Genomic DNA, 26,192 nt, shown 5'->3' on the forward strand with positions numbered 1-26,192 from the left:
TTATGCGAAAGGAACTGATTGAACAACTGCGCGGCGGATTGGTCGTTTCCTGCCAGGCGTTTGATTACGAACCCTTTTACGGCGCAGAAATGATGGTGAAAATGGCGGTTTCCGCCAAGCTGGGCGGCGCGGCTGCCATCCGGGCAAGCTGGCCGGAAAACATTCGTGCAATCAAAAAGGAAGTGGATCTGCCGATTTTCGGGATCAACAAAATCATGCCCAAGGTCTATGATAAGCTGCACGATGTGATCATTACGCCGACGCTGGCATCAGCCCGGGCTGTCGTGGAAGCCGGCGCGGATATTGTGGCCGTCGACTGCACGCTGCGCCAGGGGCGCACGCCGGAAGCGATCCAGGCGTTATTGGAGGAATATAAAGCCGGGCTGGATGTGCTGATCATGGCGGAAATCAGCACTGCGGAGGAAGGCCGAATTGCCGCGGCGGGCGGCGCGGATATTTTATCAACGACCATCGCCGGATATACGCCTTATTCACGCCATCTGGAGGAGCCGGATTACCGACTGATAGAAGAACTGATCGAAACGACGCCGCTGCCCATCAATGCCGAAGGTCGTTTTTATCAGCCGGAACAGGTTGTCCGGGCTTTAAAACTCGGCGCGTGGACGGTCACCGTCGGCAGCGCGATTACCCGTCCCCATTGCATCACGCGAACGTTTACTCAGGCGATCGACCGTTTCAAAACGCAGGAAAAAGGGGCAGAATAAAAACTGGAATAAATTATACATAAAATATTGTAAAATATGAATAAAAAGTTTACAATGAGAGCAGAAAGTGGAGGAATTGAAAATGACCAACAAAGTATTCCCAACGGTTCGTCATCTGGTTGACCAAGTCGAAGAAACGCAGCAGGAAAACATCGAAGCTGCCGCGCAGATGGTTGCAAAGTGCATCATGGACGGCGGTATTATTCAGGCCTGGGGCGGCGGCCATTCAATGGCCGGTGCAATGGAAGTCGCGCATCGCGCCGGTGGATTCATTCCGACCAAGAAAATTGTGGAGCCATCCAACAATGCGTATGAGACGGTGGAAAGAGCCGGTGAAATCTTTATGAAAAAAGTCGACGTGCGGCCGGGCGACGTCGTGTTTATCATCTCGAATTCAGGCCGCAACCCGCTGTGCATGGATATCGCGCTGGGCTGCAAGAAAAAGGGGGCGAAGCTGATCGCGATCACCGCGCTGGAGGCTTCTTCTCATCTGACTCCAAAGCATTCCTGCGGGAAAAACCTGTATGAAATTTCCGACGTTGTGCTGGACAACTGCACGCCGGAAGGGGATTCCTGCATTGATCTGGAAGGCTTTGACGGCAAGATCTGCGGCATGTCGATGATCACTACCTCGGTTCTGGTGCAGGCGGTAACCTATCGCGCTGCGGAAATCCTGATCGAAAAGGGGATCACCCCGCCGATCTACAAATCGCAGAATATCGACGGCGGCCGCGAATTCAACGAAGCGCTGGAAGCGGAGTACATCGACCGGTTGTACCGGATTTAAGCAAGAATAAGAGAAAGCATTCTGAATTTCAGGGTGCTTTTTTTAAAGCTTTGCGGCGATAGGAATTGGGAATGTTGAGCCGTTTGCGGACATCGGCGATCCGCCTGCGGGAAAGGATCAGACCTTCATTTTGAAAACGCTGCGCCAGCTGTTCGTCATCCAGCGGTGAATCCGGGTTTTCTTCTTCAATCCATCGTTTCAGCTGCGCTGCGATTTCACTGCGGCTGACGTTGTGCAGCGGCTTGCACAGCAGATCGGAAAAAGGCCGGATCAATCCGTGATATTCGTAGTATTTATGGGCGCAGGCGCGGGACACGGTAGACACATGGAGTCCGGTTTCTTCCGCCACCTCTTTCAGCCGGCAGACCGCCAGCGGCGCCTCGCTCATTAAATGATTTCGCTGGCGGCGGACAAGACTATGAAAGACCAGCTGCATCGTGAGATTGCGCTGGTCGATCAGATCCAATGTCAGCCGGGCTTCTTTTAAGTATTGCTTAAGCGGGGGACTGAGCGGTCCGGCGGGAATGTCGAGGCTGACCTGCGGCGTCAGCGGGGTGATCGTGAACTCATCGTCGGCAAGAGTAAGCAGGACGTCGGCCTGCACGCAGGAATTTTCAGTCTGACCCAGCTGGCAGGGATAAAGTTGGCAGGTGCGGATGATTTCAAGCTGGCGATTCAGTTCCGCTTCCGTGATATTCAATTTTCGGCAGAGCGCGTTTGTGCGGTGTGTGCTCAGTTCTGCTGCTCCTTCGTTCAACACGCGTAAAGCTGTCGTTTCATTCCGGGATTTTAACTGGCAGCGAATAAAATCAAGACTGTCGCGGCAGCCGACACCGAACGGTTCCAGCTGTTGAATCACTTCCAGTGCCGCCGCGATGTCCTCCATCGGAAAACCGGGCGCCGGCTGGGCGGGATCGTAGAAACCATGATCATCCAGCGCTTCGATGATGTACTCCGCGGCGTCGATGCGGCAGCGCCAGCGGCCGGTATGCAGCTGAGTCAGCAGGTCCGCGCGCAGATCAGACTCCGGCTGGGCCTGAGCAAACAGCACTTCATCCGCGACGGTGTGCAGAAACGGATTGACGGCGATCAGCGAGCGCAGCTCGGCGGCCAGCTCCTGTCGGTTTTTTGTTAGGATTTCGATAAAACGACCGCGGGCAGGCGAGAAGGCCTGACGCTGCCGCTGGGCCTGATGCAGGCGCAGACTTTGCTTGTTTTTCATACGATGCTTCTCCTGCTTTCAGTGTAGTCTAATCTGCAAATTCTGGCAACCGCTTTCATTAACAATGCGGAAAATTGACAAACCCTTGAAAATAAAGGAATTGTAAAAATTATTGATTGAATTTACAATGGACTGGAAGAGGAGCAGAGTCATGGAAAATAAAACAAAGCGTCAGCTCTATGAAAGGATCGAAGCGCAGATGACGGGCCGGTCTGTCCGCGGACTCGATCTTGAACTGTTCTGTGCCCGAAGCTTAGCGGAGAAGCTGGACATCTCCCGCAATCTTGCGTCCCAATACCTTAACGAATTGTTTTATGAGGGGAAGCTGATTAAAATCGGGGCGCACCCCACCTGTTTTTTAGCGCGCAGTGCATTGGAGAACGATGGTTTTGCCAGCGTCTATGACAACGCCGAAGATTTATGGAATCAGGTGGATCAGCTGCAGGAGAAACGCTCGGTATTCTCCGATCTGATCGGCGGCAACGGCAGCCTGCACTACGCAATCGAGCAATGCAAGGCGGCGATGAATTATCCCGGCAGCGGACTGGCAGTTTTGCTTCATGGGCCGACCGGCAGCGGCAAGAGCCTACTGGCCGCGAAGCTGTACGACTATTGCGTACAGCGCGGGCTGATCGGCAGCGAAGGACGGCTGATCACGGTTAACTGCGCGGAATATTCGGACAATCCGGATTTTTTCCTGACCAGCTTGTTCGGCTATGTTAAAGGTGCGTACACCGGGGCGGAAAAGGACAGCGAGGGACTTCTGGCACTGGCAGACAAAGGGATGTTATTTCTGGATGAAATCCACAGCCTGACGCCGGAATGCCAGGAAAAGTTGTTTTTGTTTATGGATAAGGGTGTTTATCACCGGGTCGGCGATAACCAGAAATGGCTTGCCAGCACGGTGCGCTTCGTGTTTGCGACGACGGAAAACCCGGATCAGGCGTTGTTGAAAACGCTGTTCCGCCGAATTCCGATCGTGATTCAGATTCCTTCACTGAAAGAACGGCCGCTGACGGAAAAGCGCGAACTGATCCGCCATATTCTTGAAACCGAACAGACCAAGTTTAAAATGCCGGTGCGGATCAGCGAATCAGCCTATCGCCTGTTGGAGCAGCATGAATTCCGCCACAACATCGGCGAGCTGAAAAACGATATTCAGGTCGGCATGGCCGGTGCGTACATGAAGGCGATTAAAAACGCCAGTCCGACGCTCGACCTGCACATCAGCGATCTGCCTTCCGGACTGGTCCGCAATCCGCTGCAGAATCCGCTAATGGATCAGGGCAGCGTGAGCCGGCTGCTTCCACTCGGCGAGCTGCTGCCGCGGGGCGGCGGGGAAAGCCGGTACCTGTTGTTTTATCAGGCCGCGATGCAGAATTACGAACGCTTACAGAAGCATGAGCTGTCGCTTGACACGTTTCTGGCCACGACGACGCTGCAGCTGGAACAATACGTCGATTTCCTGTTTTTCAACAATGAGAATTTCAGCTCGCCGCAGGAGGAGATCGTCCAGAGCCTGTTGGCGAACATCAACCGGCTGCTGAACAAGAAATACGGAATGTCCGAGCTGTCCAACAATGAAATTAAGATCCTGGCCCGCTACTTCACCGATCTGCTTCAGAATGAGCCGATCAGCGCCGTGGAGCTGCGCCGCCGCGGCCGCAGCATCAGCGATTTCCAGGAAACGTTAAAAACGGTCAATCCCAAGCTGGTTTCGATTGCCAACGAAATCCTGCCATTGCTGCAAACGGGACTGAATCTGCCATTGGGCGCGTTTGAAGAAATCACGACGACGTTGTTTTTTCTCTACTTTAACCGGGGCTACCAGCCGGCGCCGATTCCGGTCGTCATCATGGCGCATGGTTATTCCATTGCCAGCGGGATCGCGGAGCTGGCGAATCAGCTGCTGCACCAGAATATCTTCACGGCGATCGACATGCCGGTTGAAAGTCATTTTGAAACGATCACTAACAAGCTTAAACAGTATTTGAGCGAAATCCGGAATTGTCATGAGATCATCGTCATGGTCGATATGGGCTCGCTGGAAGGCATTCAGAAATATATCGATCAGACTGCCGATCTGGATATCGGCATCATCAACAATGTTACGACCAAGCTGGCTTTGGACGTCGGCGCGATGATCATGGAAGGGGATTCGCTGGAAAATATTCTTGAACAGGCCAAGCAGCGCTCACTGCCGAATTACGTGATCATTAAGAACCGCGTCCGTCCGAAAGCGATTCTGACAGTTTGTTCCTCAGGCATTGGGATCGCGGGCAAGATTGCCGCGCTGGTGGAAAACAGCTTCCCGAAAAAAATGGATCTGACGGTCATTCCGATCGCTGCCGATACGCTTCAGCACCGTCAGGCGTCAGGAATTTTTGATAAGTACAATGTTATTCTGATTCTTGGTACGCTGAATCTGAAACCGCAGGGTATTCCGTTTATCTCGATCGAAGATATCATCAATCAAAGCGACAGCTGGGCGCTTAAAGAAAAGCTGGGAATGTTGATGAACGACGAGGAGCTGACGGTATTTACGCAGAACATGGTGCGCAACTTCTCGCTGGATAACCTGATCGACTATCTGACGATTCTCAATCCGGAGAAAATTATCGTATACGTCGAGGAAATCCTCGAACAGATACAAAAACGGCTGGAATTCACGTTGTCCAACAACATCCTGATCGGTCTTTATCTGCATATCAGCTGTCTGATCGAGCGGCTGATCATCGACAAGCGCTTCGTTTACTATCTCAACCTGGAGAAATTTGAAGCCGAGCACGGCGATTTCATCGCGATGATCCGGGAGGTGTTCGGCCGCGTGTGCCGGGCGTATAACGTCGTCATTCCCACGGCGGAGATCGGTTATCTTTACAATTATATCGTGCAGGGGAAATCTGTCGAAAAACAGGTTGAATGTGTCGAAGAATCCAAATCGGAACTGATGGAAAGCGTCGGATTTACCGAATAACCGGAGAAAAACAAGGAAAAGCGAAGAAAAAATAATGAATTTTAAGAAAGTTGCATAAAAAAACGCGCAAAAGCGGAGCTTGGCGCGTTTTTTGCTGATAAGAGGGTGAAGAAACGAGGTGAAGCGGATGCGGAAGGTGATACTGACTTCCCATGGTCATTTGGCAGAAGGCATGCAAAGCGCGGTCAATATGATTCTGGGATGTCAGGCTGATCTTGAAGTGTATGACCTGGATCATTATGACGAACCGGATATGATTCTGGAACGGGTGCGGAAAAGGGTGGAAGAACAGCCTAACGATGAATTTATCATTCTGACCGATATCAACAACGGCAGCGTTCATCATCAGATGATGCAGCTCTGTCTCTGTCCCAATGTGTACGTCCAAACGGGGATGTGCCTGTCGATGGTCCTGGAAATTCTGCTGGCCAGTCCGCAGGCGGGGATTGAGGAAACGGTAAAGCACGCCGTGGAATCGACGAAGGAAAACATGCTCGGATTCAATTTCAGATCCATCAGAGAGATGAAGGAGGATGAATTATGGTAATTCTGATGCGGATCGACGAACGAATGCTTCATGGACAGGTGGCGCTGACCTGGGTCAACGAGGTCCATCCGGAAGCCATTCTGATCGCCAATGACGAAGCGGCGGAAAACGACATGGCCAAACTGGCCTTCAAAATGGCAAAGCCTGATGGGGTGAAGCTGGCGATCAAATCGATTGACGACGGAGCGAAGCTGCTGAATCATCCGCACGCTCAGAAAATCCGGATCTTTGTTATCGTCAGGACGCTGGCCGACGCCGTGCGGTTAGTCCGGCAGACAGAGGAAATCCACCGTGTGAATATCGGCGGAATCCGCAAGCGTGAAAACAGCCGTTCATTCAGCTCCGGTATCTTCTTAACGGAGGAGGATCTGGTGAATCTCAGGGAACTGCATGAAAAAGTGGATTATCTGGAATTCCGGATGATTCCCAATGAGCCTAAAGTCGATTATGAGAAGTTACTGAAATAAGAGGAGGGAAAAACTTATGTTGATTGTTCAAAGCGTCATCGTCGGGGTGATCTATCTGGTTTTAGGTTTCCTTGAAGAATATCTGTCATTTCCGATGTGCTCCCGGCCGATGGTTGTCGGTTCGGTCATTGGCTTCTTTCTGGGGGATTTGAAGACCGGCGTTATGATCGGTGCTTCCCTGGAACTGGTCTTCATGGGCGCTGTTCAGATCGGCGCGTCCACGCCGCCGGATTCATTAGTCGGTACCGCTGTCGGTACGGCGTTCGCGATCATGATGCACGCCGATGTCGAAGTCGCGCTGGCGCTGGCGGTTCCAGTCGCTCTGTTAGTGTCCATGACCAGCTCTATCTGGCTGACATTGCGTACATTCTGGCATCCGACGATTGAAAAAATGATGAACAAAGGGGATTACAAAGGTCTGGAACGGATGTTCTACGTCGTTGCCCTGACATTGTATATTCCGAAAGCACTTCTGGTTACATTTGCGATTATGGCGGGATCCACGGTGGTCGAGAAAATGATTTCGATCATTCCGGAATTCGTCACCGGCGGCCTGGGCGTTGCGGCAGGCATGATGGTCGCGGTTGGCTTCGCGATGTTGTTAAAGATGATGTGGTCCAAGAAAATGTGCGTTTACTATTTCCTGGGCTTCTTATTAGTCGCTTATCTCAACCTGCCGATTCTGGCCGTCGCCTTCTTCGGCGTCATCCTGTGCGTTATCCTGTACTTTGAGGGCAATTTCAAAATGAATAAAGCAGCCCCGGAAGCTTCAGAGGAGGAGGAATTATTCAATGATTAAAGAAAGACTGAATTTATCAGACGAAGACGTCAAGATGTGCAAACAGATCGGATTCCGGACGTTGTCGCTGTGCTCCATTATGGAAATGGAAAAAATGCAGGCGTTAGCGTATGTCCGTGTCATGATTCCGGTCATCAATCGTTACTATCATACACAGGAAGAACGGATCGAAGGGTATAAGCGGCATTGGGAACTGTTCAATACGACGCCGACGGTCGCGGGCTTTATCACCGGGTTATCCGCGGCGATGGAAAAGCAGGCGTCGGAAGATCCGACGATGGACAAGAAGTCGATCAACGCGGTCAAGGCTTCGTTAATGGGACCGTTCGCCGGCATCGGCGATTCCATCTTCTGGGGATCCTGGCGGATTGTCGCAACCGGCATCGGCTTGTCACTGGCCCTGCAGGGCAATGTTCTCGGCCCAATCTTGATGTTAGTGATCTTCAATATTCCGGCGCATATCTGCCGTTACTATGGCCCGTTCCTCGGCTTCGGTCTGGGCTCCAAGTTCTTAAGTCAGGTTTCAGAATCCGGTTTAATGCAGTTTTTGACGAAGTGCGCGACGATTGTCGGCCTGATGACCGTGGGAGCGATGACCAGCTCGATGGTTAGTCTGAACATTGCGTATGTCTTTACGATGAATGAGGTAGAAATGTCCGTTCAGTCGTTAATCGATTCGATCATGCCTTCAGCTTTACCGCTGGCGTTGGTCTTCGTCTGCTTCTATTTCCTCAAGAAAGACGTCAAGCCGATCACGATCATTCTCGGCATCATCGCGTTCAGTATTCTGGGGCGGTTTATCGGCCTGGTCTAAGTGAAGGAAGTACGAAAATACAAATAAACAAGGAGGAATTATTCTATGGTTACCATGCTTGAAGTCATCAATCGGATCCCGGCGGTCTGCACCGATATTTTAAACCATCGTGAGGAAACATTCGCAGCGCTGACGCAAGCCGTCAAAGCACATCCGGAAATCAATCAGATCTTACTGATCGGCTCCGGCACGTCCAACACCAGCGCCGTCACAGCCCGCCGGTTTATCGAGAAAACTTCGGGCCTGCAGACGATCTGCGTGCTGCCGAATGAGCTGCTTTACAACTGTTTTGCTTATAATCCGAACGCATTGTATGTCTTTACTTCCCATTCTGGTACCTCGACGCTGACCTGCATGGCAGCGGAGAAGATTACAAAGCTGGGCTATTTAACAGCGGCGGTAACCGATGGTGAGGACAGTCCGATCGCCAAGATGGTCGACGTCTTTATCAATCAGCGCAACGGGGTTGAGGAATATCTGATGCGCACGATTGGTTACTGTTCCAGCGTTTTAACCCAGATGTTGATGGGCATGGCCATCGGGAAAGCCCGCGGCGTGCTGACAGACGATCAGGCAGCGGTCTATCTTGATCAGGCGCAGGCCGGTATCGGACACCATACGGCGATTGTCAAGGAAGCGATGGCCTGGTTTGATCGGAATCAGGAAAAGCTGATGGCGGCGGAAACCTTCACTATTTACGGCATGGATTCGCTGTGGGGTGTCGCATTAGAAGGAGCGTTAAAGATTCTGGAAATCTCGAAGCGTCGGATTGGCGTCGGCTATGAATTTGACGATGGCATGCATGGTCCGACGATGGGCTATACGCCATCCAACTGCGTCATTGTCCTGCATGACGGCGGCCGGGAAGACGTGCGCGCGCATCAGCTGGCGACGTTTGCGAAGAATGAGCTGGGTTATGGCTATCTGATCGGTGAAAATCCAATTGACGGAAGCGATCTTCCGATTCAGCTGGCGGGTGGGGAATTTATCTTCCTGGAGCTTTCCCCGGTCGTTCAGGTTTTGGCTTACCGGCTGGCGGTAGATTACGGCATTGATCTGGCGGATATGTCGTATCATTCAGAAACAAAATATTTCAACACGCATAACGAAGCGTAAGGCTTTCTTGCAAGGTTGAAGGCATCGGCAGCCGGGGCGTAGCGTCCTGGCTGTCTTTGTTTTGACGTCAAAGCGGCGGAGGACAGGAGGAAAAGTCAATGCAGAGAAGCAAGAGCCAGTGGATTGGGGACCGGCAGTTTTACAGGACGGCGCTGGCGGTGGGAATTCCGCTGATGTTTCAGCAGCTGATCACCAGCTCGGTCAATCTGGTGGATAATCTGATGGTAGGGCAGTTGGGTAACGAGGCGCTCAGCGGGGTCGCGGCCGTGAACCGTTTTACGATGATTGCGATTTTCGCGGTGAATGGATTATTAGCCGCTGCGGCAATTTTTATCGCGCAGTTCTGGGGTGCGGAGGATTCTGAACGGATGAAGCAGACCTTCCGGTTTTCATTGCTTGCGGCTGGTTTTATTCTGATTCCGTTCTGGCTGGCGGAAGCCGTGGCTCCCGCGTTAATCCTGGGATTTTTTCCGAATGTCCCGGAGGTTGTTGCGGCTGGAAGCCGGTATATGGCGATGGCGGCGTGGACCTTGCCCCCAACGGCGCTTTCATTAACCGCAGCGAGCGCGATGCGGGCTGCCGGAGAACCTCGCCTGCCGTTAGTGATCAGCGCCAGCGCGGTTTTAATCAACACGCTGCTGAACTATGGGCTGATCTTTGGCCACTTTGGATTTCCTGCTCTGGGCGTGCGGGGAGCGGCGCTGGCAACAGTGATTGCCCGATTGATGGAAGCCGCGCTTTATCTTTATTTCCTGAAGCACAAGCCGTTTGCGTTTAAAACCAGCTTGCGCGACTTGTTTGCGATACCACGTTCTTTAGCGTGGACGATCTTTAAAAAAGCGCTGCCGCTGGCCTTGAACGAACTGATGTGGTCGCTGGGCATGGCAACGTTGTTTAAATTCTATTCCCAACGCGGACCTGAGGTCATGGCGGGATATTCGATTGCGAATACGATCAGTGACCTGTTCTTCGTCTTGTTTGGCGGATTGGCTACGGCAACCACGATTCTGGTTTCCAAGCCGCTGGGCGCGGATCGGATGGAAGAAGCGCGGGATCGGGCCTATCAGCTTCTGGCTTTTTCAGTCTTTCTCGCGGTTCTTTTTTCCTTTGTGATGTTTGGAACTTCGTTTGTCGTACCGTCCTGGTATCAGGTCAGTGCGCAGGTCAAACAGATTGCAGCTCAAATGCTGCGGGTCATGGCAGTGATGTTCTGGACCTATACCGCGAATACGCAATGTTATTTCATCTTACGGGCCGGCGGGGATACGCGCTCCACTCTGTTTGTGGATTCTGGGTTTATGTGGCTGGTGAATCTTCCCTTGATCGGGATGCTGACGTATTTTACCGGATTGAATATCATGCAGATGTATTTGATCGGACAAATGACCGAGTTGGCAAAGTTAACACTGGCTTATCATTTGGTCCGGAAAGAGAAGTGGCTTGTCAATCTGACGGAATGATCGACAAATTTTAAATATCATGAACTCCTTTTCTGCTGGAAGAAGATTGGAAACTTATGATCCAGACTGAGAAAAAATATCGTTGTCCATCGTCGTCTCGCGTGATAAGATGAAGAAAAATAAAACTTATGAAAGAAGAGAAAATCATGGATGCGCTGGAAATATTGAATGCGAACTGGAAAGCGGAAGACGGAAGTTTCCTTTATTATTTCCATGAAGAAAATAATTTTCATGAAGCGGCATTTCTGGAACTATGCAGCTGTATTTCCTCTTTATCCCGGCTTCGTCCACGTGATCAGGCAGTTTCCTCTAAAATCGTCTTTGTTTATGGGCAAGTGTTAAAACATCTTCTCTATCATTTTGATCCTCAGGATCTGAGTTCAATTTCCAATCTGCCTTCCGATTACAGTGAAAAGCTGGAACTACTTGAAAAAACTGTGTTTCATTACTTTCAATGTGATTGAGAAAAACAAATTGCGTCGATCCGAGCTGAAGGATTCGATTTTCAGATTGATAGATGTGTTTGCTGCATGAACAGGCAAGTCATTGAGGGGATGAGGAGAATATGAAGAATATTCTGACAGGCGGATTTCTAACCATCGGCGGCATACTTTTAATGCAAATCAAGCGAGTTAACGATTTATTTCTTTCGATGGGCGGTCTTCGCGGCACGCCTGAATTTGGTCTGTTGATCAGCGGCCTGCCCGACGATGAAGAAAATCAGCGTTGTTTAAAGGTGTCATCGACTCAGAATCTCTGTTGAATTCAAGCCTTTCCGACGTTATTGATCAATTAAAAATTCAGGAATTAAAACCGGAATACATTGTCGAAGCGTTTAGCTTCGCTAAAGCGCAAAGCGTGGTATAATCAAGACATTAAGAACGAGAAAGAGAGGATCTTGATATGCATGATGCCGCAGTCCGCAAGGCGATTGAGCTGGAAACTCAGCGCCAGACCCATAACATTGAATTAATCGCTTCTGAAAACTATGTCTCCCAGGATGTTTTGGAAGCCGTCGGTTCCATCCTGACCAACAAATACGCCGAAGGTTATCCGGGACGGCGCTATTACGGCGGCTGTGTGGACGTCGATATCATTGAAAATCTGGCCCGCGACCGGCTGTGCGAATTATTCCATGCCGAACATGCCAACGTCCAGCCGCATTCCGGCTCCCAGGCCAACATGGCGGTGTATATGACAATCTTACAGCCGGGCGATAAAGTGCTGGGCATGGATTTAAGCTCCGGCGGCCATCTGACGCATGGGCATCAGCTGAATTTCTCCGGTCGGCTGTACGAGTTCCACAGCTACGGCGTGGATAAAGAAACCGAACAAATTAATTATGAGGAACTGCGCCGGATCGCTCTGGAGGTGAAGCCGAAGCTGATTGTGGCCGGCGCCAGCGCCTATCCGCGGGAGATTGACTTTAAGAAATTCCGGGAAATTGCCGATGAAGCTGGCGCGTACCTGATGGTCGATATGGCGCATATTGCCGGTTTAGTCGCGGCAGGGCTGCACATGAGCCCGGTGCCTTATGCCCATTTCGTCACGTCCACAACCCATAAAACCCTGCGCGGCCCGCGCGGCGGCATCATTCTGTGCAAACAGGAATTTGCCAGAGATCTCGACCGCAACGTCTTCCCGGGCATTCAGGGCGGCCCGCTGATGCATGTGATCGCTGGAAAAGCGGTGTGCTTCGGCGAGGCGCTGAAGTCAGAATTCACCGATTATGCCCGCCAGATCATGGCCAACTGTCAGGCTTTCTGCAAGACGCTCCAGCAGGAAGGCTTGCGGATTGTGACCGGTGGTACGGATAACCATCTGATCCTGGCTGATGTGAGATCTTCCTATGGCATCCCGGGCAAGCAAGCCGAAGCCCTGCTGGATGAAATCAACATCACCTGCAATAAAAACACGATTCCCTTCGATCAGGAAAAACCGTTTGTGACCAGCGGTATCCGATTGGGCAGTGCGGCGATGACGACGCGCGGCTTTCAGGAAGAGGAATTCCGTCAGGTTGCCCGCTGGATTACGATGGTGCTCAAGCACCCGGAAGACGAAGCTTTGAAAGCGAAGCTGCGTCAGGAAGTCATTGAAATGACCTCGCGCTATCCGCTGATCCGGGAATCCTGAATGACGCGGTAGCCGAAGGGAAACAAAAAGTCCTGAGCTGTAATGGAATCATCCGATTTCCAGACAGCGCGGGACTTTTTTACAGAATTTTTGAAATTGCCGAATTCGCCTCTGCCGGAGAGAAAATCAGGCGGCGGCAGGTAAATTCAACAACAGGTTGACGGTAAACGTATCATCGTTCGGCGTGATTTTTAAAACACCGTGATATTTTGTGCATAATGTGCGGATGGAAGAAAGACCGATGCCTTCCCCTTCCCGCTTGGACGACAGGAACGTCTCATCCTGCTTCTGGATCTGACCATTATAGCTGTTGCGGCATTGCAGAACCAGTCCGTTATTTCCCTGCATCCGGCTTTTGATCTCGATGAACTGTGTTTCCCCCGCTTTTTGCCGTAAACAAGCCTCAATCGCATTTTCCAGCATGTTGCCCAGAATCACGGTTAAATCCGTATCCTTGATCGCCAATGCCGGCGGCAATACGATCGACGAAGTAAATTCAATTCCACTCTCCTCTGCCATCTCCATGTAATACCGCACGATGGCGCTGAACAACAAATTCTCGCAGACCGGCGTTTTCACCGAAGATTCAAAATTGTTGATGAACTGATTCAGTGAATCCCGCAGTTTTTCCGTTTCCCCATGATCCATATACGTCTTCAGCGTCAGCAGGTAATGATGCAGATCATGCCGCGTCTGCCGTGTAGTGGCGATGCTGGCGGCCAGCCGTTCCGCCTGCTTGTTGCGGATCAGCACCTGATACTCCTGGACCTGCAGCTGCTGCTGGAGCTGCCGTTTTTCTTCGTTGAAATTGATCATACTGAGGGTGGCGTAATAGGAGAGAAACGTCCCCGCAGTCCAGACGATCGCCAACAACAGCGGGGATGTGATCTCGCTGTGCAGCACGGTGATCGACGAGGTAAACCCCAGCCGGTAAATAAGATAGAACGAAGCGGGAATCAGCCATAACATACTCCAGATTTCCGGCGTGTCCTCATGTTCCCAGACCGGCAGGACCTGATGGCAGAGAAAATGCGCCATTAACGGAGCACTGAGGGCAAAGACGAGAATCCGGCAGAGCGAAACCAGCCCCACTGCCGATAAACCGGTAAAAAGCGGCCCGCAATGGATCTCCAGAATTTCCGAGAACATTAAGACAATATCGGAATAATTCTCAATCAACAAGATCAGAAACAGGAGCTTGCGCATCGACGTGCGCAGGATGTGATAGGCCAGAAAGAGACAGACCCCAAGGAAGAAACAGGTAAACGGAAACATCCAGATCGAATCGATTCCATACGTTTCGCCTAAAAGATAAACGCTCAGCGTCGTTCCCAGATAAAGCAGGAATGCATACAGCACACTTTGACGGAAGGAACAGCGCAGATGATTCCGAAACGGAATTAAGATCAAAAACAAATAGGGCGCCAGCCGGGTGCCCAAGCTTAAAAAGTAATCCGGAAGCGACATAGGCTTACCCCTCGCTCAGGCGTTTAAACGAATAATCGGCATACGCCTGCCGGATTTCACTCTTGCGCGCACGGTTGATCGGGATCTGCACCTGATCCTTCATCAAAAAGTCATGATCGTCCATCTGCTGCACATAATCCATGTTGATCATGCAGTTGCGGTAGGGACTGAGAAACTGTTTGTATTTCAAAAGCAGCGGTGAAAATTCCGCGAAGGACATATAGGTTTTGATCATCCGGCCGGGCGTATGGATTTGAATGTAATGATTGTAATAGTCGGTATACATGATATCGCGGATTAAAATGCGCGACATGATCCGGCCTTCCTTGACTTCGATGTAATGATTGCGGGAACGAATCGACTTTTCGCTCAAGCGCAGAACTTCGTCAAGTTTGTCCTGCTCGATGGGCTTGACCAGATAATGAAAAGCCCGCACATCATAGCTCTCAATCGCATAGTCGCGGCTGGAGGTGGTGAACACGATTAAAGAACTGACGTTGTTTCCCCGCAGCGTCCGGGCCACGGTCATGCCGTCGATTTCGTTCATGAAAATATCCAGGAAAATGATATCCCAGTCCGTACGTGAAGCCAACAGAAATTCATTTCCTGAAGAAAATGAACGGATCTCATAGATCAGCGATTCGCGTAGGCAGAAATTTTGAATTTTTTCAGCCAGCAGCTTCCGATCTTCTGCTGAGTCGTCGATAACCGCAATTTTCATAACGATTGCTCCTTTCGATCCGCATGCAAGCCGATGCATGATCGGGATAAGGGAATGGATTGTTCGATTTCCTTTGTTTTCTTTATTATAACAGATTTTTTTTAACAATTTTTATTTTATGATTAATTTGATAATAAATTGTTAAAAAAACAGGAATGCCTAATCTGTGAAGCAACAAAAAGCCTGAATTATAAGGCAAATCTGAACTTTGAACGGCTGAGGCTGAAATCCTGTTTTATTATATCATTAGCGAAGATTGAAAATTGTACAGCCTCAAAACTCTGAAATGTGTTGCTTTTTCTTTTCAGAGGAGTCGATCCGTTTTTGTTCCTGCGCCTAAAACACCAATGAATCCAAAGCGAACGGCCAGGGCTGAAAATCATCCTGTCCCTCCGTTCTTTCTTCCGCTTTTTTCTTCAAAAAAAGTCTGGGAAAATGTTGCTTTATGATAAAAAATCTCAAGCTAATATCATAAAGTTTTGAGCCGGATCAAAAAGGAGGGGAGATGGACTTTGCCTGTTTTCCCTCTTGACGTCAGGAATATCCTTAATACAGGCTGGGGACAGATCGGAAAAGTCCGGTATCAATCCAGCTCGCCGGCCGCGGCTGTTTAACGATTTATAAAGTGATAATTAAGTGCAGTTTAAGCTTACATTCAAACCGGCAGCGGCGCAAAGACCGCGGTCTCTTCGAAGTAAAAAAATGGAAAATTCTTATTGACAACTTCTCGTGGTATCGCTTACAATGACGGTGTAATTGGATTGTTATTGTTCAATAAAACAAGCAAAACCAATTTGCAAGAGGACTTTTATGTCTTCTCTGCAAATTGGTTTTTTCTTTTTTCCAAGGAGGTTTAGCGATGGAAATCTGTTATAGCCCGTTAGCGGGCAAAACGGTCAATCTGGACCATGTTGCGGACGAAATGTTTTCTCAGCGGATGCTGGGGGATGGAATTGCGGTCGAACCGGAAGCCAGTGAAATTTACAGTCCGGTCGCCGGCGAGATCACGATGGTTTATGAAACCCAGCACGCAATCGGCATTAAAACGGAGAAGGATGTTGAAATTCTGCTGCATATCGGCATCGACACCGTCATGTTGGGGGGAACGCCATTTAAAACAAAGGTGCAGGTCGGCGATCATGTGCGTCCGGGCGATCTTCTGACGCTTGTCGATTGGGATTACATCCGGAAGAAAGGCTGCGACACGATCGTTCCGATTCTGGCAATCAACCGCAAAGTAAAGCTGCTGAAAGGTGAGGAAAATGTAAAACCGGGCGAAGCTTTATTTGAAATCGAAGCATAACGTAACGCGGAAAGCGAGGTGGCTCTGTGATCATCAAACAGATTTACAATAACAATGTCATCCTCTCGGAGAATGAAGCGGGGGACGAAATCATCCTGGTCGGCCGGGGAATTGCCTTCGGCATGACCCGCGGAAGTAAAGTCGTGGAAGGCCGGATTGAAAAGAAATTTGAGCTTCAGGACGACGTCGGCCAGAAATTCAAGACGCTCGTTCAGGAAGTCCCGTATAAAACGATTCTGGTTTCAGAAGAAATTATTGATTATATCAAGACGCAGTCAACTAAACGCATCAACGATTCCATCTACGTCACGCTGACCGACCACATCGCCAACATGATCGAACGGGTCAAGATGGGAATTGTCTTTGATCCAACGCTGCTGCTCAACGTCAAATCGCTGTATAAAGAGGAATACCGGCTGGGCTTGAAAGTCACGGAGCTGCTGCGGCAGAAATTGAAAATCGACATCGACGATGGAGAGGCAAGCTTCATCGCCCTGCATATCATCAACGCCGAGCTGGATTCCAATATGCAGCAGATGTATGAAATCACAGCGGTGATTGAGGATATCCTCAACATCGTGCGCGAGGATTTTCACGTCGATACGGAAAACGGCCAGTGCGACCGCTTTATCACGCATTGCCGCTTCTTTGCCCAGCGCGTTGTCAATAACGAATATCTCAGCACCAAGTCCGACTACAATCTGAGCACCTATCAGGTGTTCGAACAAACGCATCCGCGCGAAACCGCATGTATCGAGCGGATCGCGCAGCGGATCAAGGAACAGTACAGCTATGAGGTCAGTACGGATGAAAAGCTGTATATCATGATCCATCTGATCCGCCTGACCGAATAACAGGTTATTGCCAGCCCTCATCCGAGCGGGCTGTGTAATAAAGGTTTTGAAAAAGGACTGGAAGTTTTATCAGCGCACGTTCATTTCAAACAGGCTCAGCTGGCCTGGGAAGATTACCGGCTTAAGACGGGACTTTCCATTGGAAATGAGGACGTGCCGGTCAGAAAGAAACAGAAGGGAAAAAGGACGAAAGTCGATTCCGGGCGGCCAGGAAGCCGCGCATCAGACGGCCTGTTTCCACAATGTTTCACGCTTTGCCAGGCGTCTTTCGCGAAGGTGCTGAGGCAGGCTGACCGTCAGAACTTCCAAGCTCCGTTTCAGCCAGCAAATCCAAAAAAGATTTGAAAGGAGAAATCACCAAGTATGGGGAAATATGAAGAGTTATCCAGAAAAGCACTGGAAGCTTTAGGCGGCGTGGAGAACATCACGCACGTCACGCACTGCGCAACACGTCTGCGGATCAGCTACGCCCGCAAGAGCGTCGTCAATGAGGAAGGCTTGAAAGATCTTCCGGGATCCGCCGGCATCGTCAACAAAGACAAGCAGATCCAGATCATCATCGGCCCGGGCGTTCATGACGCTTACGAAGAATTCCTGGAAATCTCCGGATGGAGAGAAGGCGGCGCCGTCGCCGCGGAGGAAGAGGAAGAAACCGGACCGAAGAACGCGATGTACTACCTGAACAAGTTCGGCAACTTCGTCGCTCCGATCTTCATGCCGGTCGTTCCGGCGATGATCACCGGCGGTATGATCCTGGCGATCAAGAACCTGTTGGTCAACTACTTCGGCATGGGCGTTGACAGCGGCACAGCACAGCTGATGCTGATGATCTTTGACGCCGGCTTTGCCTTCCTGCCGGTTTACGTCGGCTATACGTTAGCTTCCCAATTAAAGATGCAGCCGATCATGGGCGCCTTCTTAGGCGCGACGCTGATCGCTCCGCGCTTTGCGACCGGAACCGTCACCGACTTCTTCGGCATCGGCATTCCGCAGGTTTCTTACAGCTCGACCGTCATTCCGATCGTGCTGGGCGTCTTCTTCATGTACTATGTCCAGAAGGTTCTGAAGAAGATCATTCCGGAAGCGCTGACGTTCTTCTTAACGCCGCTGATCACGATGATTGTCGTCGTTCCGGTTACGTTAATCGTTTTAGGCCCGATCGGCAACCAGCTGTCCGGCTACATTGCGGCCTTCTGCATCTGGCTGACCAATACGCTCGGCTTTATCGCTCAGCCGATCCTGTCGGCGATCTATCCGTACATGGTTATGTTTGGTTTGGATAAGGGTCTGTCTCCGATCGGCATCGAACTGATCGCCAACCTCGGCTACAACTCCGTCACCGGCATTATGGGCTTCGTTTCCAACATCTGCATCGGCGGCACGGCCCTGGCAGTCGCGACGACGATCAAAGACAACAAGGCGCAGAAGGGCATGATCGCTTCCTTCGGCGTCACGGCGCTGTGCGGTGTTACTGAGCCGGCCTTCTACGGCGCGCTGCTGTCGCGGCCGAAAGCGTTGATCGGCACAGCCATCGGCGCGGTTTCCGCGGGCTTAGTCGCAGGTCTGTTCGGCTTGAGAACGTTCGTTCAGGGCGGCTGTCCGGGATATCTGACGTTGTTGTTCTTCGTTGATCAGAACGGCGGTCTGCATTATGTCTGGATCGCGATCCTGGTCGCGGCGATTGCGACGATCGTTTCCTTCACGGCGACGAAAGTCATTCTCAGCCGGGATATGAAAAAGGCAGCGAAATAAAAATCAGGCTTCACTTCACGCTGTCGGGATGCTTCATTCCGGCAGCGTTTGTTTAAACGGACCCCCAATACAGGAGTTCGCCAGATTTTAGAAGAAAGGGCGAAGCGGCAGGCTTCGCAGGGTAAAATGATGAAAGTATTAATCGGACAATTTATCAATGAGGCCAACGCCAACATTCCCGTCAAGGACGAGATCACAACCTTCGACATCGCTTTCGGCGACGAGCTGATCGAAAAAATGCAGGTCGGCGATATTTTTGAGCAGGCCGGGATTGAAATCATTCCGTCGGTGTACGCGGTATCGGGCGCCTCGGGCGTGATCAAGCGTCACACGTTCGACTACATCGAAGCGTGCTTCCTCAATGCGGTGCGCGAGCATCTGCATGAAATCGACGGGATTTATCTGATGCTTCACGGCGCGAGCGAGGTCGACGGCTTAGGCTCGGGCGACCATCACATCCTCAAGGCGATTCGTGACCTCGTCGGGCCGTACATCCCGATCACGGTGGCCTGCGATCCGCATGGCAACCTGTGTCAGGACTATGTTGAAGCGACGACCGCGATCCGCAGCTACCGCCAGTCTCCGCACACCGATTCCCGCGATACATGGCGGAAGATGGCGCAGATGGTCTGCGATCTGGTCAAGGACCGGCAGAACATTCATTCTGTGTACCGCAAGCTGCCGATGATTCTGGGTGGGGAACAGAGCGTATCGGCGGATGAGCCGGTGCGTTCGATCAATCAGTATCTTGATGAACTGGAACAGGATCCGCGGATTTTGAGCTGTTCCTGGCATGTCGGCTACATCCGTCATGACACCGATGTCGCCGGCTGCGGCATCGTCGTGGTCCCGGCCACAGAGGCAGATCAGGCGTATGCCGAAGAAGTCGCCGACAAGCTGGCGGACTATGTCTGGAACAAGCGGCATGAGTTCCATTACACCGGCACGACCGCAAAACCGGAAGACGCGCTGGCGATGGCGCTGGGCTTTGAAGGCAAACCGTTTGTCATCACCGATTCGGGCGATAACACGACCTCCGGCGCGACGGGCTGGAATACATTCATCCTGCGGCAGGCACTGGCGGCCAAGTCCGATAAGCGGATTCTGTTCGCTTCGATCTGCGATCCGAAGACATGCGATCTGCTCGATGGGCTGGATCTCGGAACGAAAACTGAGATCGAGCTGGGCGTGGGGCACGACGCGATGTCGGAGAAGGTCAAGCTGGAAGTGACCGTTTTGTCCAAGGGACAGGTCGTCCGGCCGATCGGGATCGGAACCGAAGGCATCGCCAAGACATTTGGCAAGTGCGTCGTCGTCCATGTGGAAGGCACGGCGATTGACGTCATCGTCGCCAATCACCGTCAATCCTACGCCCATGCGATTCAGTTTGAAAGCGCCGGCGTGAACTGGATGGATTACGATGTGACAGTCGTCAAGCAGGGCTATATCTTCCCATATCTGAAAGAGAACGCCGCCGGCTATGTGATGTCGCTGACCGACGGAGCGACGCCGCAGGACACCGCTTCGATTCCATTCAAGCGGATCATGCGTCCGATGTTCCCGGTCGATCAGATTTAATTTTGAACTGACGATCAAACCAGATCACAGCTTCCATAAGAAAACCGGCGTGCATTCCACGCCGGTCCTCTCTAATCTTCAGGTTCCCGGCGGTTTAACCGCCGGTGAATCTTCTCATACGTCGTCAGCTTTCGATTTAACAGCTCGTCATATTGGAGCCGGAAGTAAATCGAATACAACGTATCCAGAATATAAAGCAGCGTCATCCGCGTCGAAAACGACGAGATCTTCTGATAATGATTTTCATACGACGACATGTAAATCTTATGCAGCGCAAAGCGCGTCAGCGGATTTTTCTGGGTCGAGGTGATCAGTACGATCGGCGAATGATTGTCGCTTAAGATCTGACAGACGGTGTTCATCGAGCCGCCCCGGCCGCCGAACGAAATGACGATCGACAGATGGCTGGCGTCGGCGTTGCCGGCCGACAATTTCTGCATGTATTCCGCTTCGGGAACGTTCACGTTCACATTGATCTCCTGCATCTGGAACTGGAAGTTCCGGGCGAAAAAGAGATTGCCGGCGGAGGCGTACACGTCGATGAACGCCGCTTGTTTCATCAGCGCCGACACGTCCACCAGCACCTGCTGATCGGACAGACTCAGCGTGTCTTCAATCGTCTGGGTGTAAACGTCCTTTAAATGAAGCAAGATTTCGTTGACCGTATCGGTTGGGGAAATCGGGAAGTCAATGCTTTCCACCGGAATCTCGGTTTCCGAGCGCAGGGCATCCTGCAGCTGCAGCTTCAGGTCGTTGACGCCGCTTAAGCCCAGCTTGTTGATCAGGCGGTAGATCGTCGGTACGGAGACATAGGTCAGGGAAGCAATTTCCTTCGGCTTGGCCGCGATAAAGCTTTCCGGGTCTTTCAGGATCGCGTCGATCAGGATCCGCTCATTGGGCGTGACATTTTCAAGATTTTCAAGTTTTTTTAACAGATTCACAACGCATCTTCCTTTTCTGCTTTAACTATACCACGATTGCAGGCAAAGCCGAAAGAGAAGCAGAAAAAGAAGCGAACCATTGATAAAGGAGAATGAAACGATGGAACAAATCAAAGCCGTTTTAAAACAGGTGAGCGCACCGCAAAAGGACTGCGCGGGCACGCCGGTCGGATTGAGCGACGAGACGATCGCCGAGCGCAAACAAAAAGTGCTGGCCGCGATGAAAGCGCGCGGGTTGGATCAGCTGATCGTGTACGGCGATGTCGAGCACGGCGGAAATTTCGAGTATTTAGTCGGGTATTTCACCCGCTTTGAGGAAGCGCTGCTGGTGCTGAATGCCAACGGAAAGGCGACGCTGGTCTTGGGCAACGAAAACCTGAACAAAGCCGCCAAAGCCCGGATTGAAGCCGCGGCCGTGCATGTCTCGCTGTTCTCGCTGCCGAATCAGCCGCATCGTCACGACAAGTCGCTGAAAATACTGCTTCAGGAAGCGGGAATCGCCGAAGGGCAGCGCACCGGCTTAGTTGGCTGGAAGCTGTTTACCAGTCCGCTGGAGGACAACCGGCAGAGCTACGATATCCCTTCTTATGTCGTCGAGGCGGTCAAGGCGATCGTCGGCGAAGCACAGTTAAGCAATGAAACCGGTCTGTTCATCGGGGAAAACGGCGTGCGCACCACCAACAATGCGAATGAAATCGCGCATTACGAATACGCGGCGGCGCTGGCTTCCGATTGCGTGCTGGACGCGATGGACAAGCTGGAACTGGGCGTCAGCGAGCTGGAGCTGGGCGACGCGTTAGTGCGCAAGGGGCAGCACACGAGCATCGTCACGATTGCCTCAAGTGGTCCGCGCTTTGTCAAAGCGAATATGTTTCCGACGGCCAACACCGTCAAGCTGGGCGATCCGATTTCCCTCACCGTCGGCTACCGCGGTGGTTCCAGCAGCCGGGCCGGCGTCGCGGTGCATAATGCGGACGAACTGCCGGAAGCCCAACGCGATTATCTCGAGCGGGTGGCTGGCCCGTATTTCAGCGCCTATGCGGCATGGCTGGAAACGATCCACATCGGTCAGACCGGCGGCGATTTGTTCAACACGGTGGAAACGGTGCTGCCGCGCGCGCAGTATGGCTGGTCGCTGTGCCCGGGTCATCTGAGCGCGGAGGAAGAATGGATGGCTTCGCCGGTTTATGAAGGCAGCACGGAAATCCTGAAAAGCGGCATGCTTTTCCAGATTGATATCATCCCGTCCGTATCCGGCTATCCGGGAACCAGCGCCGAAAGCACCGTCGTTTTGGCGGATGCGGAATTACAGCGTCAGATTCAGCAGGAATATCCGCAGATGTGGCAGCGGATGCAGGCGCGGCGGACCTACCTGAAAGAAACGCTGGGCATCCGGCTTTCCCAAGACGTGCTGCCGATGTGTTCAACGGTCGCTTATTTACGGCCATTCCTATTAAATAAGGATAGCGCGTTTGCTGCAGAACACGTGTAAGCGGGGAATTGAAGATGAAAATATTGATCGGCGGTTGGCTGGCCGAGTCCAACGCCTATGGGAATAAGCCCTGTCAAATCCAGGACTTTACGATCACAACCGGCGAAGCGATTGCGGATAAGCTGTACCTGCGCGCGCTGGCCGATGCGGAAGGGGTCGAGCTGATTCCTGCATTGCATGCCAGCTGCATGGCGGCCGGGGTGATTACTTCCCAGACGTTCGCTTATTTCTTAAACCAGTTTGTGCACGCCGTGAAGCGACATGAGCACGAGATCGACGGGATATTCTTCTTTCTGCATGGGGCAAGTTACGTCGAGGATCTGGAAGGGAGCTCCGGCGATCATAAAATTCTGCGGGAAATCCGCAAGATCGTCGGCCCGTACATGCCGATCGCGATCGCCTGTGATCCGCATGGCAATCTGTGCCAGCGCTATGTCGACGATTGCACTATCCTGCGGACGTTCCGTCATTCTCCCCATTCCGACCGCGACGTCACCAATCAGATCGTCTTTCGGGGCCTGCTCGACGTCCTCCGCCATCGCCGGCAGATTCATCCGGTATACCGCAAGGTGCCGATTCTCTTAGGCGGGGAGCGCTGTGTTTCGGCGGATGAGCCGCTTTGTTCCATCAACAAGCTCCTCGATGAAATTGAAGCGGATCCGCGGATCCTGTGCTGTTCCTATCATATCGGCTACCTGCGCCATGACAGCGAACATTGCGGCGCGGGTATCGTCGTAGTGCCGGATCGTCCGGAAGATACGGATTACGCGAAGCAGAAAGCGGATGAAATCTATGATTTTGTCTGGGCGCGGCACAGGGAATTTCATTTCACCGGCAACGCCGCCGAGCTGGACGACGCGCTGCGGACCATGCTTGAGTTTGACGGCAGCCCGTGCTTCTTAACGGATTCCGGCGACAATGTCACAGCCGGAGCGCCGGGCGTGAATACGGATGTGCTGCGGCGCTGCTTAAGCTGGGAAACGCCGCTGACCAAGTCGATTCTGTTTGCGGCGATCTGCGATCCGGCTGTGTGCGCGCAGGTGCTGGCGGAGAAACAAGCCGGTGATCGGGTCGCGCTGAACTTGGGCGTAAAGGACGACGAACATTCCCAACCCGTTGCAATTCGCGGCGTCGTGATCTCCCGCGGCGAGCTGCACCGGCGCTATGGCGACGAAGCGGTGGCCGGACAGTGCTGGACCGTGAAGCTGGACAACGTGCCGGTGAGCGTCGTGATCGCCAGCGCAGCGGTGTCGTTTTCCGAGCGTGAACAATATGAAAAGGCCAACGTCGATCTGGACGGCTATGATCTGATCATCGTCAAGCAGGGTTATTTGTATCCGGAGCTGAAAGCGATGGCCAAGCATTACGTCATGGCGCTGACCGACGGCGCGTGCATGCAGCGGACGGAACGGTTAGTCTATAAGAAAGTCAGCCGGCCGATCTACCCGCTCGATGAAATTTAAACCGGACATCATCATTTTGAAGACCGCGGTAAAAACGCGGAAGGAGGAAATCTCATGAAAATCTTAATCGGCGGCCTCGTCGCTGAATCCAACGCCTACGTGGCCAAGCCCTGCGAAATCCAGGACTTCGTCATCCAGACCGGGGAGGACATTGCCCACCGGATGTATCTGGACGAACTGCAGCCTGAGCTTCAAGCCAACGACATTGAACTGATCCCGGCGATCTTCGCCTACGGGGCGGGCGCGGGACGGGTCGCTTACGATACGTTCGATTATATCCTGAAACAATTTAAGCACGCTGTGGAAAAATACCAGGGCGAGCTGGACGGCATGTTTTTCTTTCTGCACGGCGCAAGCAATGTGATTGATCTGGAAGGCGGCTCCGGTGACCACAAGATCATCGAGGAAATTCGCAGGATCGTCGGGCCGTACATGCCGATCGCGGTCGTCTGCGATCCGCATGGCAACGTCGATCAGGAGTACGCCAGCCGGCTGAACATTCTGCGCACCTTCCGCCACAGCCCGCATACCGACCGCAAGGAAGCGCATCAGATCGTTTTCCGCTACCTGGTCAACCTGATCCAGAACCGCCGGGAAATTCATCCGGTGTACCGCAAGGTGCCGATTCTTTTAGGCGGAGAGCGCTGTGTTTCGACCGATGAACCGCTGGTGTCGATCAACCGCCTGCTCGATGAAATCGAAGCCGATCCGCGGATTCTGTGCTGTTCCTATCATATCGGCTATTTGCGTCATGACAGCGCCAAGTGCGGCGCGTCGATTGTGGTCGTGCCGAATCAGCCGGAGGATGAGGCGTATGCCCGGCAGAAAGCGGACGAGATCTATGATTTCGTCTGGGCGCGGCACAGGGAATTCCATTTCACCGGGTACGCGGACGAGCCGGAGGCAGCGTGGGAAGCGATGCTCAAGCATCCGGGAAAGCCGTGCTTCTTAACCGATTCCGGTGATAACGTCACGGCTGGGGCGCCGGGCGGCAACACGGTTGTGCTGCGTCAGGTGCTGGCGGAAACCGACTATCACGGCAAGCAGATTCTGATCGCCGGGATTACCGACAAGAAGCTGTGCGAAAGCACGCTGGCCGGCAAGCAGACCGGCGATCATGTGGAATTTGACGTTGGCCCGGAAATCGACGCACTGTCAGCCAAGGTTCATCTGCGCGGCACGGTGATTTCCACTGGCGATCTGCACAACCATTATCATGATCCGAAGGTCGTCGGCGTTTGCTGGACAATCAAGCTGGATGACAAACCGGTCACAGTTGTGATCCAGAGCTATTCCGTTTCATTTGCGGAGCGGGCGCAATATGAACAGGCCAACGTCGATCTGGACGCCTATGATCTGATCATCGTCAAGCAGGGCTATCTCTATCCGGAACTGAAAGCAATGGCTTCGCATTACGTCATGTCGCTGACCGACGGGGCGTGCATGCAGCGCACGGAGCGGCTGACATACAAGAAGGTCATTCGTCCGATCTATCCGCTCGACGAGATTTAAAACGGGACCAGCGTGCCGGGTTGGTGAACGCCACGATCCGGCCGCTGTTTTTGATGGAATAA

23 protein-coding genes are annotated in these 26,192 nt (G+C 52.2%); 19 read left to right on the forward strand and 4 right to left on the reverse strand.

Annotation, left to right across the window (positions count from 1 at the left end):
* Nucleotides 1–2 precede the first annotated feature (2 nt).
* Both I2G61_RS05815 and I2G61_RS05820 read left to right on the forward strand, forming a co-directional pair.
* A complete protein-coding gene (locus I2G61_RS05815; protein ID WP_195395215.1) occupies nt 3–725 on the forward strand; it encodes an N-acetylmannosamine-6-phosphate 2-epimerase in 723 nt (240 codons plus the stop codon).
* Nucleotides 726–807: 82 nt separating this feature from the next.
* On the forward strand, nt 808–1,512 hold the full coding sequence (locus tag I2G61_RS05820; protein ID WP_072683226.1) for a sugar isomerase domain-containing protein: 705 nt from the start codon (nt 808–810) through the stop codon (nt 1,510–1,512).
* Nucleotides 1,513–1,540: 28 nt separating this feature from the next.
* Here I2G61_RS05820 and I2G61_RS05825 read toward each other — a convergent pair whose 3' ends face one another.
* Nucleotides 1,541–2,734 carry a hypothetical protein gene (locus tag I2G61_RS05825; RefSeq protein WP_195395216.1) on the reverse strand — a complete coding sequence of 398 codons (1,194 nt, stop codon included), beginning with the start codon at nt 2,732–2,734 and terminating at the stop codon, nt 1,541–1,543.
* 151 nt (nt 2,735–2,885) lie between these two features.
* Here I2G61_RS05825 and I2G61_RS05830 point away from each other — a divergent pair, with 151 nt between their 5' ends.
* From I2G61_RS05830 to glyA, 10 genes are all read left to right on the forward strand, one after another.
* A complete protein-coding gene (locus I2G61_RS05830) occupies nt 2,886–5,711 on the forward strand; it encodes a sigma 54-interacting transcriptional regulator (protein ID WP_195395217.1) in 2,826 nt (941 codons plus the stop codon).
* Between the two features lie 127 nt (nt 5,712–5,838).
* Nucleotides 5,839–6,258: a PTS sugar transporter subunit IIA gene (locus I2G61_RS05835; RefSeq protein ID WP_006058017.1), complete on the forward strand. Its 420-nt coding sequence runs from the start codon at nt 5,839–5,841 to the stop codon at nt 6,256–6,258.
* Nucleotides 6,252–6,725, forward strand: a complete 474-nt coding sequence (locus tag I2G61_RS05840; protein ID WP_195395218.1) for a PTS sugar transporter subunit IIB — start codon at nt 6,252–6,254, stop codon at nt 6,723–6,725. The genes I2G61_RS05835 and I2G61_RS05840 overlap by 7 nt, the downstream gene beginning before the upstream one ends.
* 16 nt (nt 6,726–6,741) lie before the next feature.
* Nucleotides 6,742–7,524 (forward strand): PTS sugar transporter subunit IIC, encoded by a 783-nt coding sequence (locus I2G61_RS05845; protein WP_072683230.1) that lies wholly within the window; start codon nt 6,742–6,744, stop codon nt 7,522–7,524.
* Nucleotides 7,517–8,338: a PTS system mannose/fructose/sorbose family transporter subunit IID gene (locus tag I2G61_RS05850; protein ID WP_006058014.1), complete on the forward strand. Its 822-nt coding sequence runs from the start codon at nt 7,517–7,519 to the stop codon at nt 8,336–8,338. Before I2G61_RS05845 ends, I2G61_RS05850 begins: the two co-directional genes overlap by 8 nt.
* Before the next feature lie 45 nt (nt 8,339–8,383).
* Complete coding sequence (locus I2G61_RS05855) at nt 8,384–9,454, forward strand: SIS domain-containing protein (RefSeq protein WP_195548035.1); 1,071 nt, start codon at nt 8,384–8,386, stop codon at nt 9,452–9,454.
* Nucleotides 9,455–9,552: 98 nt separating this feature from the next.
* A complete protein-coding gene (locus tag I2G61_RS05860; protein ID WP_195548036.1) occupies nt 9,553–10,914 on the forward strand; it encodes an MATE family efflux transporter in 1,362 nt (453 codons plus the stop codon).
* 128 nt (nt 10,915–11,042) lie between these two features.
* Entirely contained in the window at nt 11,043–11,378 is a 336-nt protein-coding gene (locus I2G61_RS05865; protein WP_195548037.1) for an Imm41 family immunity protein, read from the forward strand.
* Between the two features lie 101 nt (nt 11,379–11,479).
* The gene (locus tag I2G61_RS05870; RefSeq protein WP_195548038.1) at nt 11,480–11,677 is read left to right on the forward strand and encodes a hypothetical protein; all 198 of its coding nucleotides are present in this window, start codon (nt 11,480–11,482) and stop codon (nt 11,675–11,677) included.
* Between the two features lie 140 nt (nt 11,678–11,817).
* Nucleotides 11,818–13,047 carry a serine hydroxymethyltransferase gene (gene glyA / locus I2G61_RS05875; RefSeq protein WP_195548039.1) on the forward strand — a complete coding sequence of 410 codons (1,230 nt, stop codon included), beginning with the start codon at nt 11,818–11,820 and terminating at the stop codon, nt 13,045–13,047.
* A gap of 126 nt (nt 13,048–13,173) precedes the next feature.
* On the opposite strand, the gene I2G61_RS05880 is transcribed toward glyA, so the two are convergent.
* Entirely contained in the window at nt 13,174–14,514 is a 1,341-nt protein-coding gene (locus I2G61_RS05880; RefSeq protein ID WP_072683235.1) for an ATP-binding protein, read from the reverse strand.
* A gap of 4 nt (nt 14,515–14,518) precedes the next feature.
* Entirely contained in the window at nt 14,519–15,235 is a 717-nt protein-coding gene (locus I2G61_RS05885) for a LytTR family DNA-binding domain-containing protein (protein ID WP_072683236.1), read from the reverse strand.
* Between the two features lie 859 nt (nt 15,236–16,094).
* Between I2G61_RS05885 and I2G61_RS05890 the strand changes: the two genes are divergently transcribed.
* The 4 genes from I2G61_RS05890 (at nt 16,095) to I2G61_RS05905 (ending at nt 20,722) form a co-directional block, all read left to right on the forward strand.
* A complete protein-coding gene (locus I2G61_RS05890) occupies nt 16,095–16,538 on the forward strand; it encodes a PTS glucose transporter subunit IIA (RefSeq protein ID WP_072683237.1) in 444 nt (147 codons plus the stop codon).
* A 26-nt stretch (nt 16,539–16,564) separates the two neighbouring features.
* Entirely contained in the window at nt 16,565–17,392 is an 828-nt protein-coding gene (locus I2G61_RS16750) for a PRD domain-containing protein (protein WP_072683238.1), read from the forward strand.
* A 363-nt stretch (nt 17,393–17,755) separates the two neighbouring features.
* A complete protein-coding gene (locus I2G61_RS05900) occupies nt 17,756–19,144 on the forward strand; it encodes a PTS transporter subunit EIIC (protein WP_072683239.1) in 1,389 nt (462 codons plus the stop codon).
* Between the two features lie 129 nt (nt 19,145–19,273).
* Entirely contained in the window at nt 19,274–20,722 is a 1,449-nt protein-coding gene (locus tag I2G61_RS05905) for a M81 family metallopeptidase (RefSeq protein WP_072683295.1), read from the forward strand.
* A 71-nt stretch (nt 20,723–20,793) separates the two neighbouring features.
* On the opposite strand, the gene I2G61_RS05910 is transcribed toward I2G61_RS05905, so the two are convergent.
* A complete protein-coding gene (locus I2G61_RS05910) occupies nt 20,794–21,663 on the reverse strand; it encodes a MurR/RpiR family transcriptional regulator (RefSeq protein ID WP_072683240.1) in 870 nt (289 codons plus the stop codon).
* A gap of 100 nt (nt 21,664–21,763) precedes the next feature.
* On the opposite strand from I2G61_RS05910, the gene I2G61_RS05915 reads away from it, so the two are divergent.
* Genes I2G61_RS05915 through I2G61_RS05925 form a run of 3 tightly spaced genes read left to right on the forward strand, consistent with a single transcriptional unit; the run spans nt 21,764 to nt 26,130 of the window.
* Nucleotides 21,764–23,155: a Xaa-Pro peptidase family protein gene (locus I2G61_RS05915; protein ID WP_195395223.1), complete on the forward strand. Its 1,392-nt coding sequence runs from the start codon at nt 21,764–21,766 to the stop codon at nt 23,153–23,155.
* Nucleotides 23,156–23,169: 14 nt separating this feature from the next.
* On the forward strand, nt 23,170–24,618 hold the full coding sequence (locus I2G61_RS05920; RefSeq protein WP_072683242.1) for a M81 family metallopeptidase: 1,449 nt from the start codon (nt 23,170–23,172) through the stop codon (nt 24,616–24,618).
* 54 nt (nt 24,619–24,672) lie between these two features.
* Entirely contained in the window at nt 24,673–26,130 is a 1,458-nt protein-coding gene (locus tag I2G61_RS05925) for a M81 family metallopeptidase (protein ID WP_195548040.1), read from the forward strand.
* Nucleotides 26,131–26,192: the final 62 nt, after the last annotated feature.

The sequence above is a fragment of the Holdemania sp. 1001095H_141210_F2 genome (assembly GCF_015558105.1).
In the GTDB taxonomy this organism is placed as follows: Bacteria; Bacillota_I; Bacilli_A; order Erysipelotrichales; family Erysipelotrichaceae; genus Holdemania.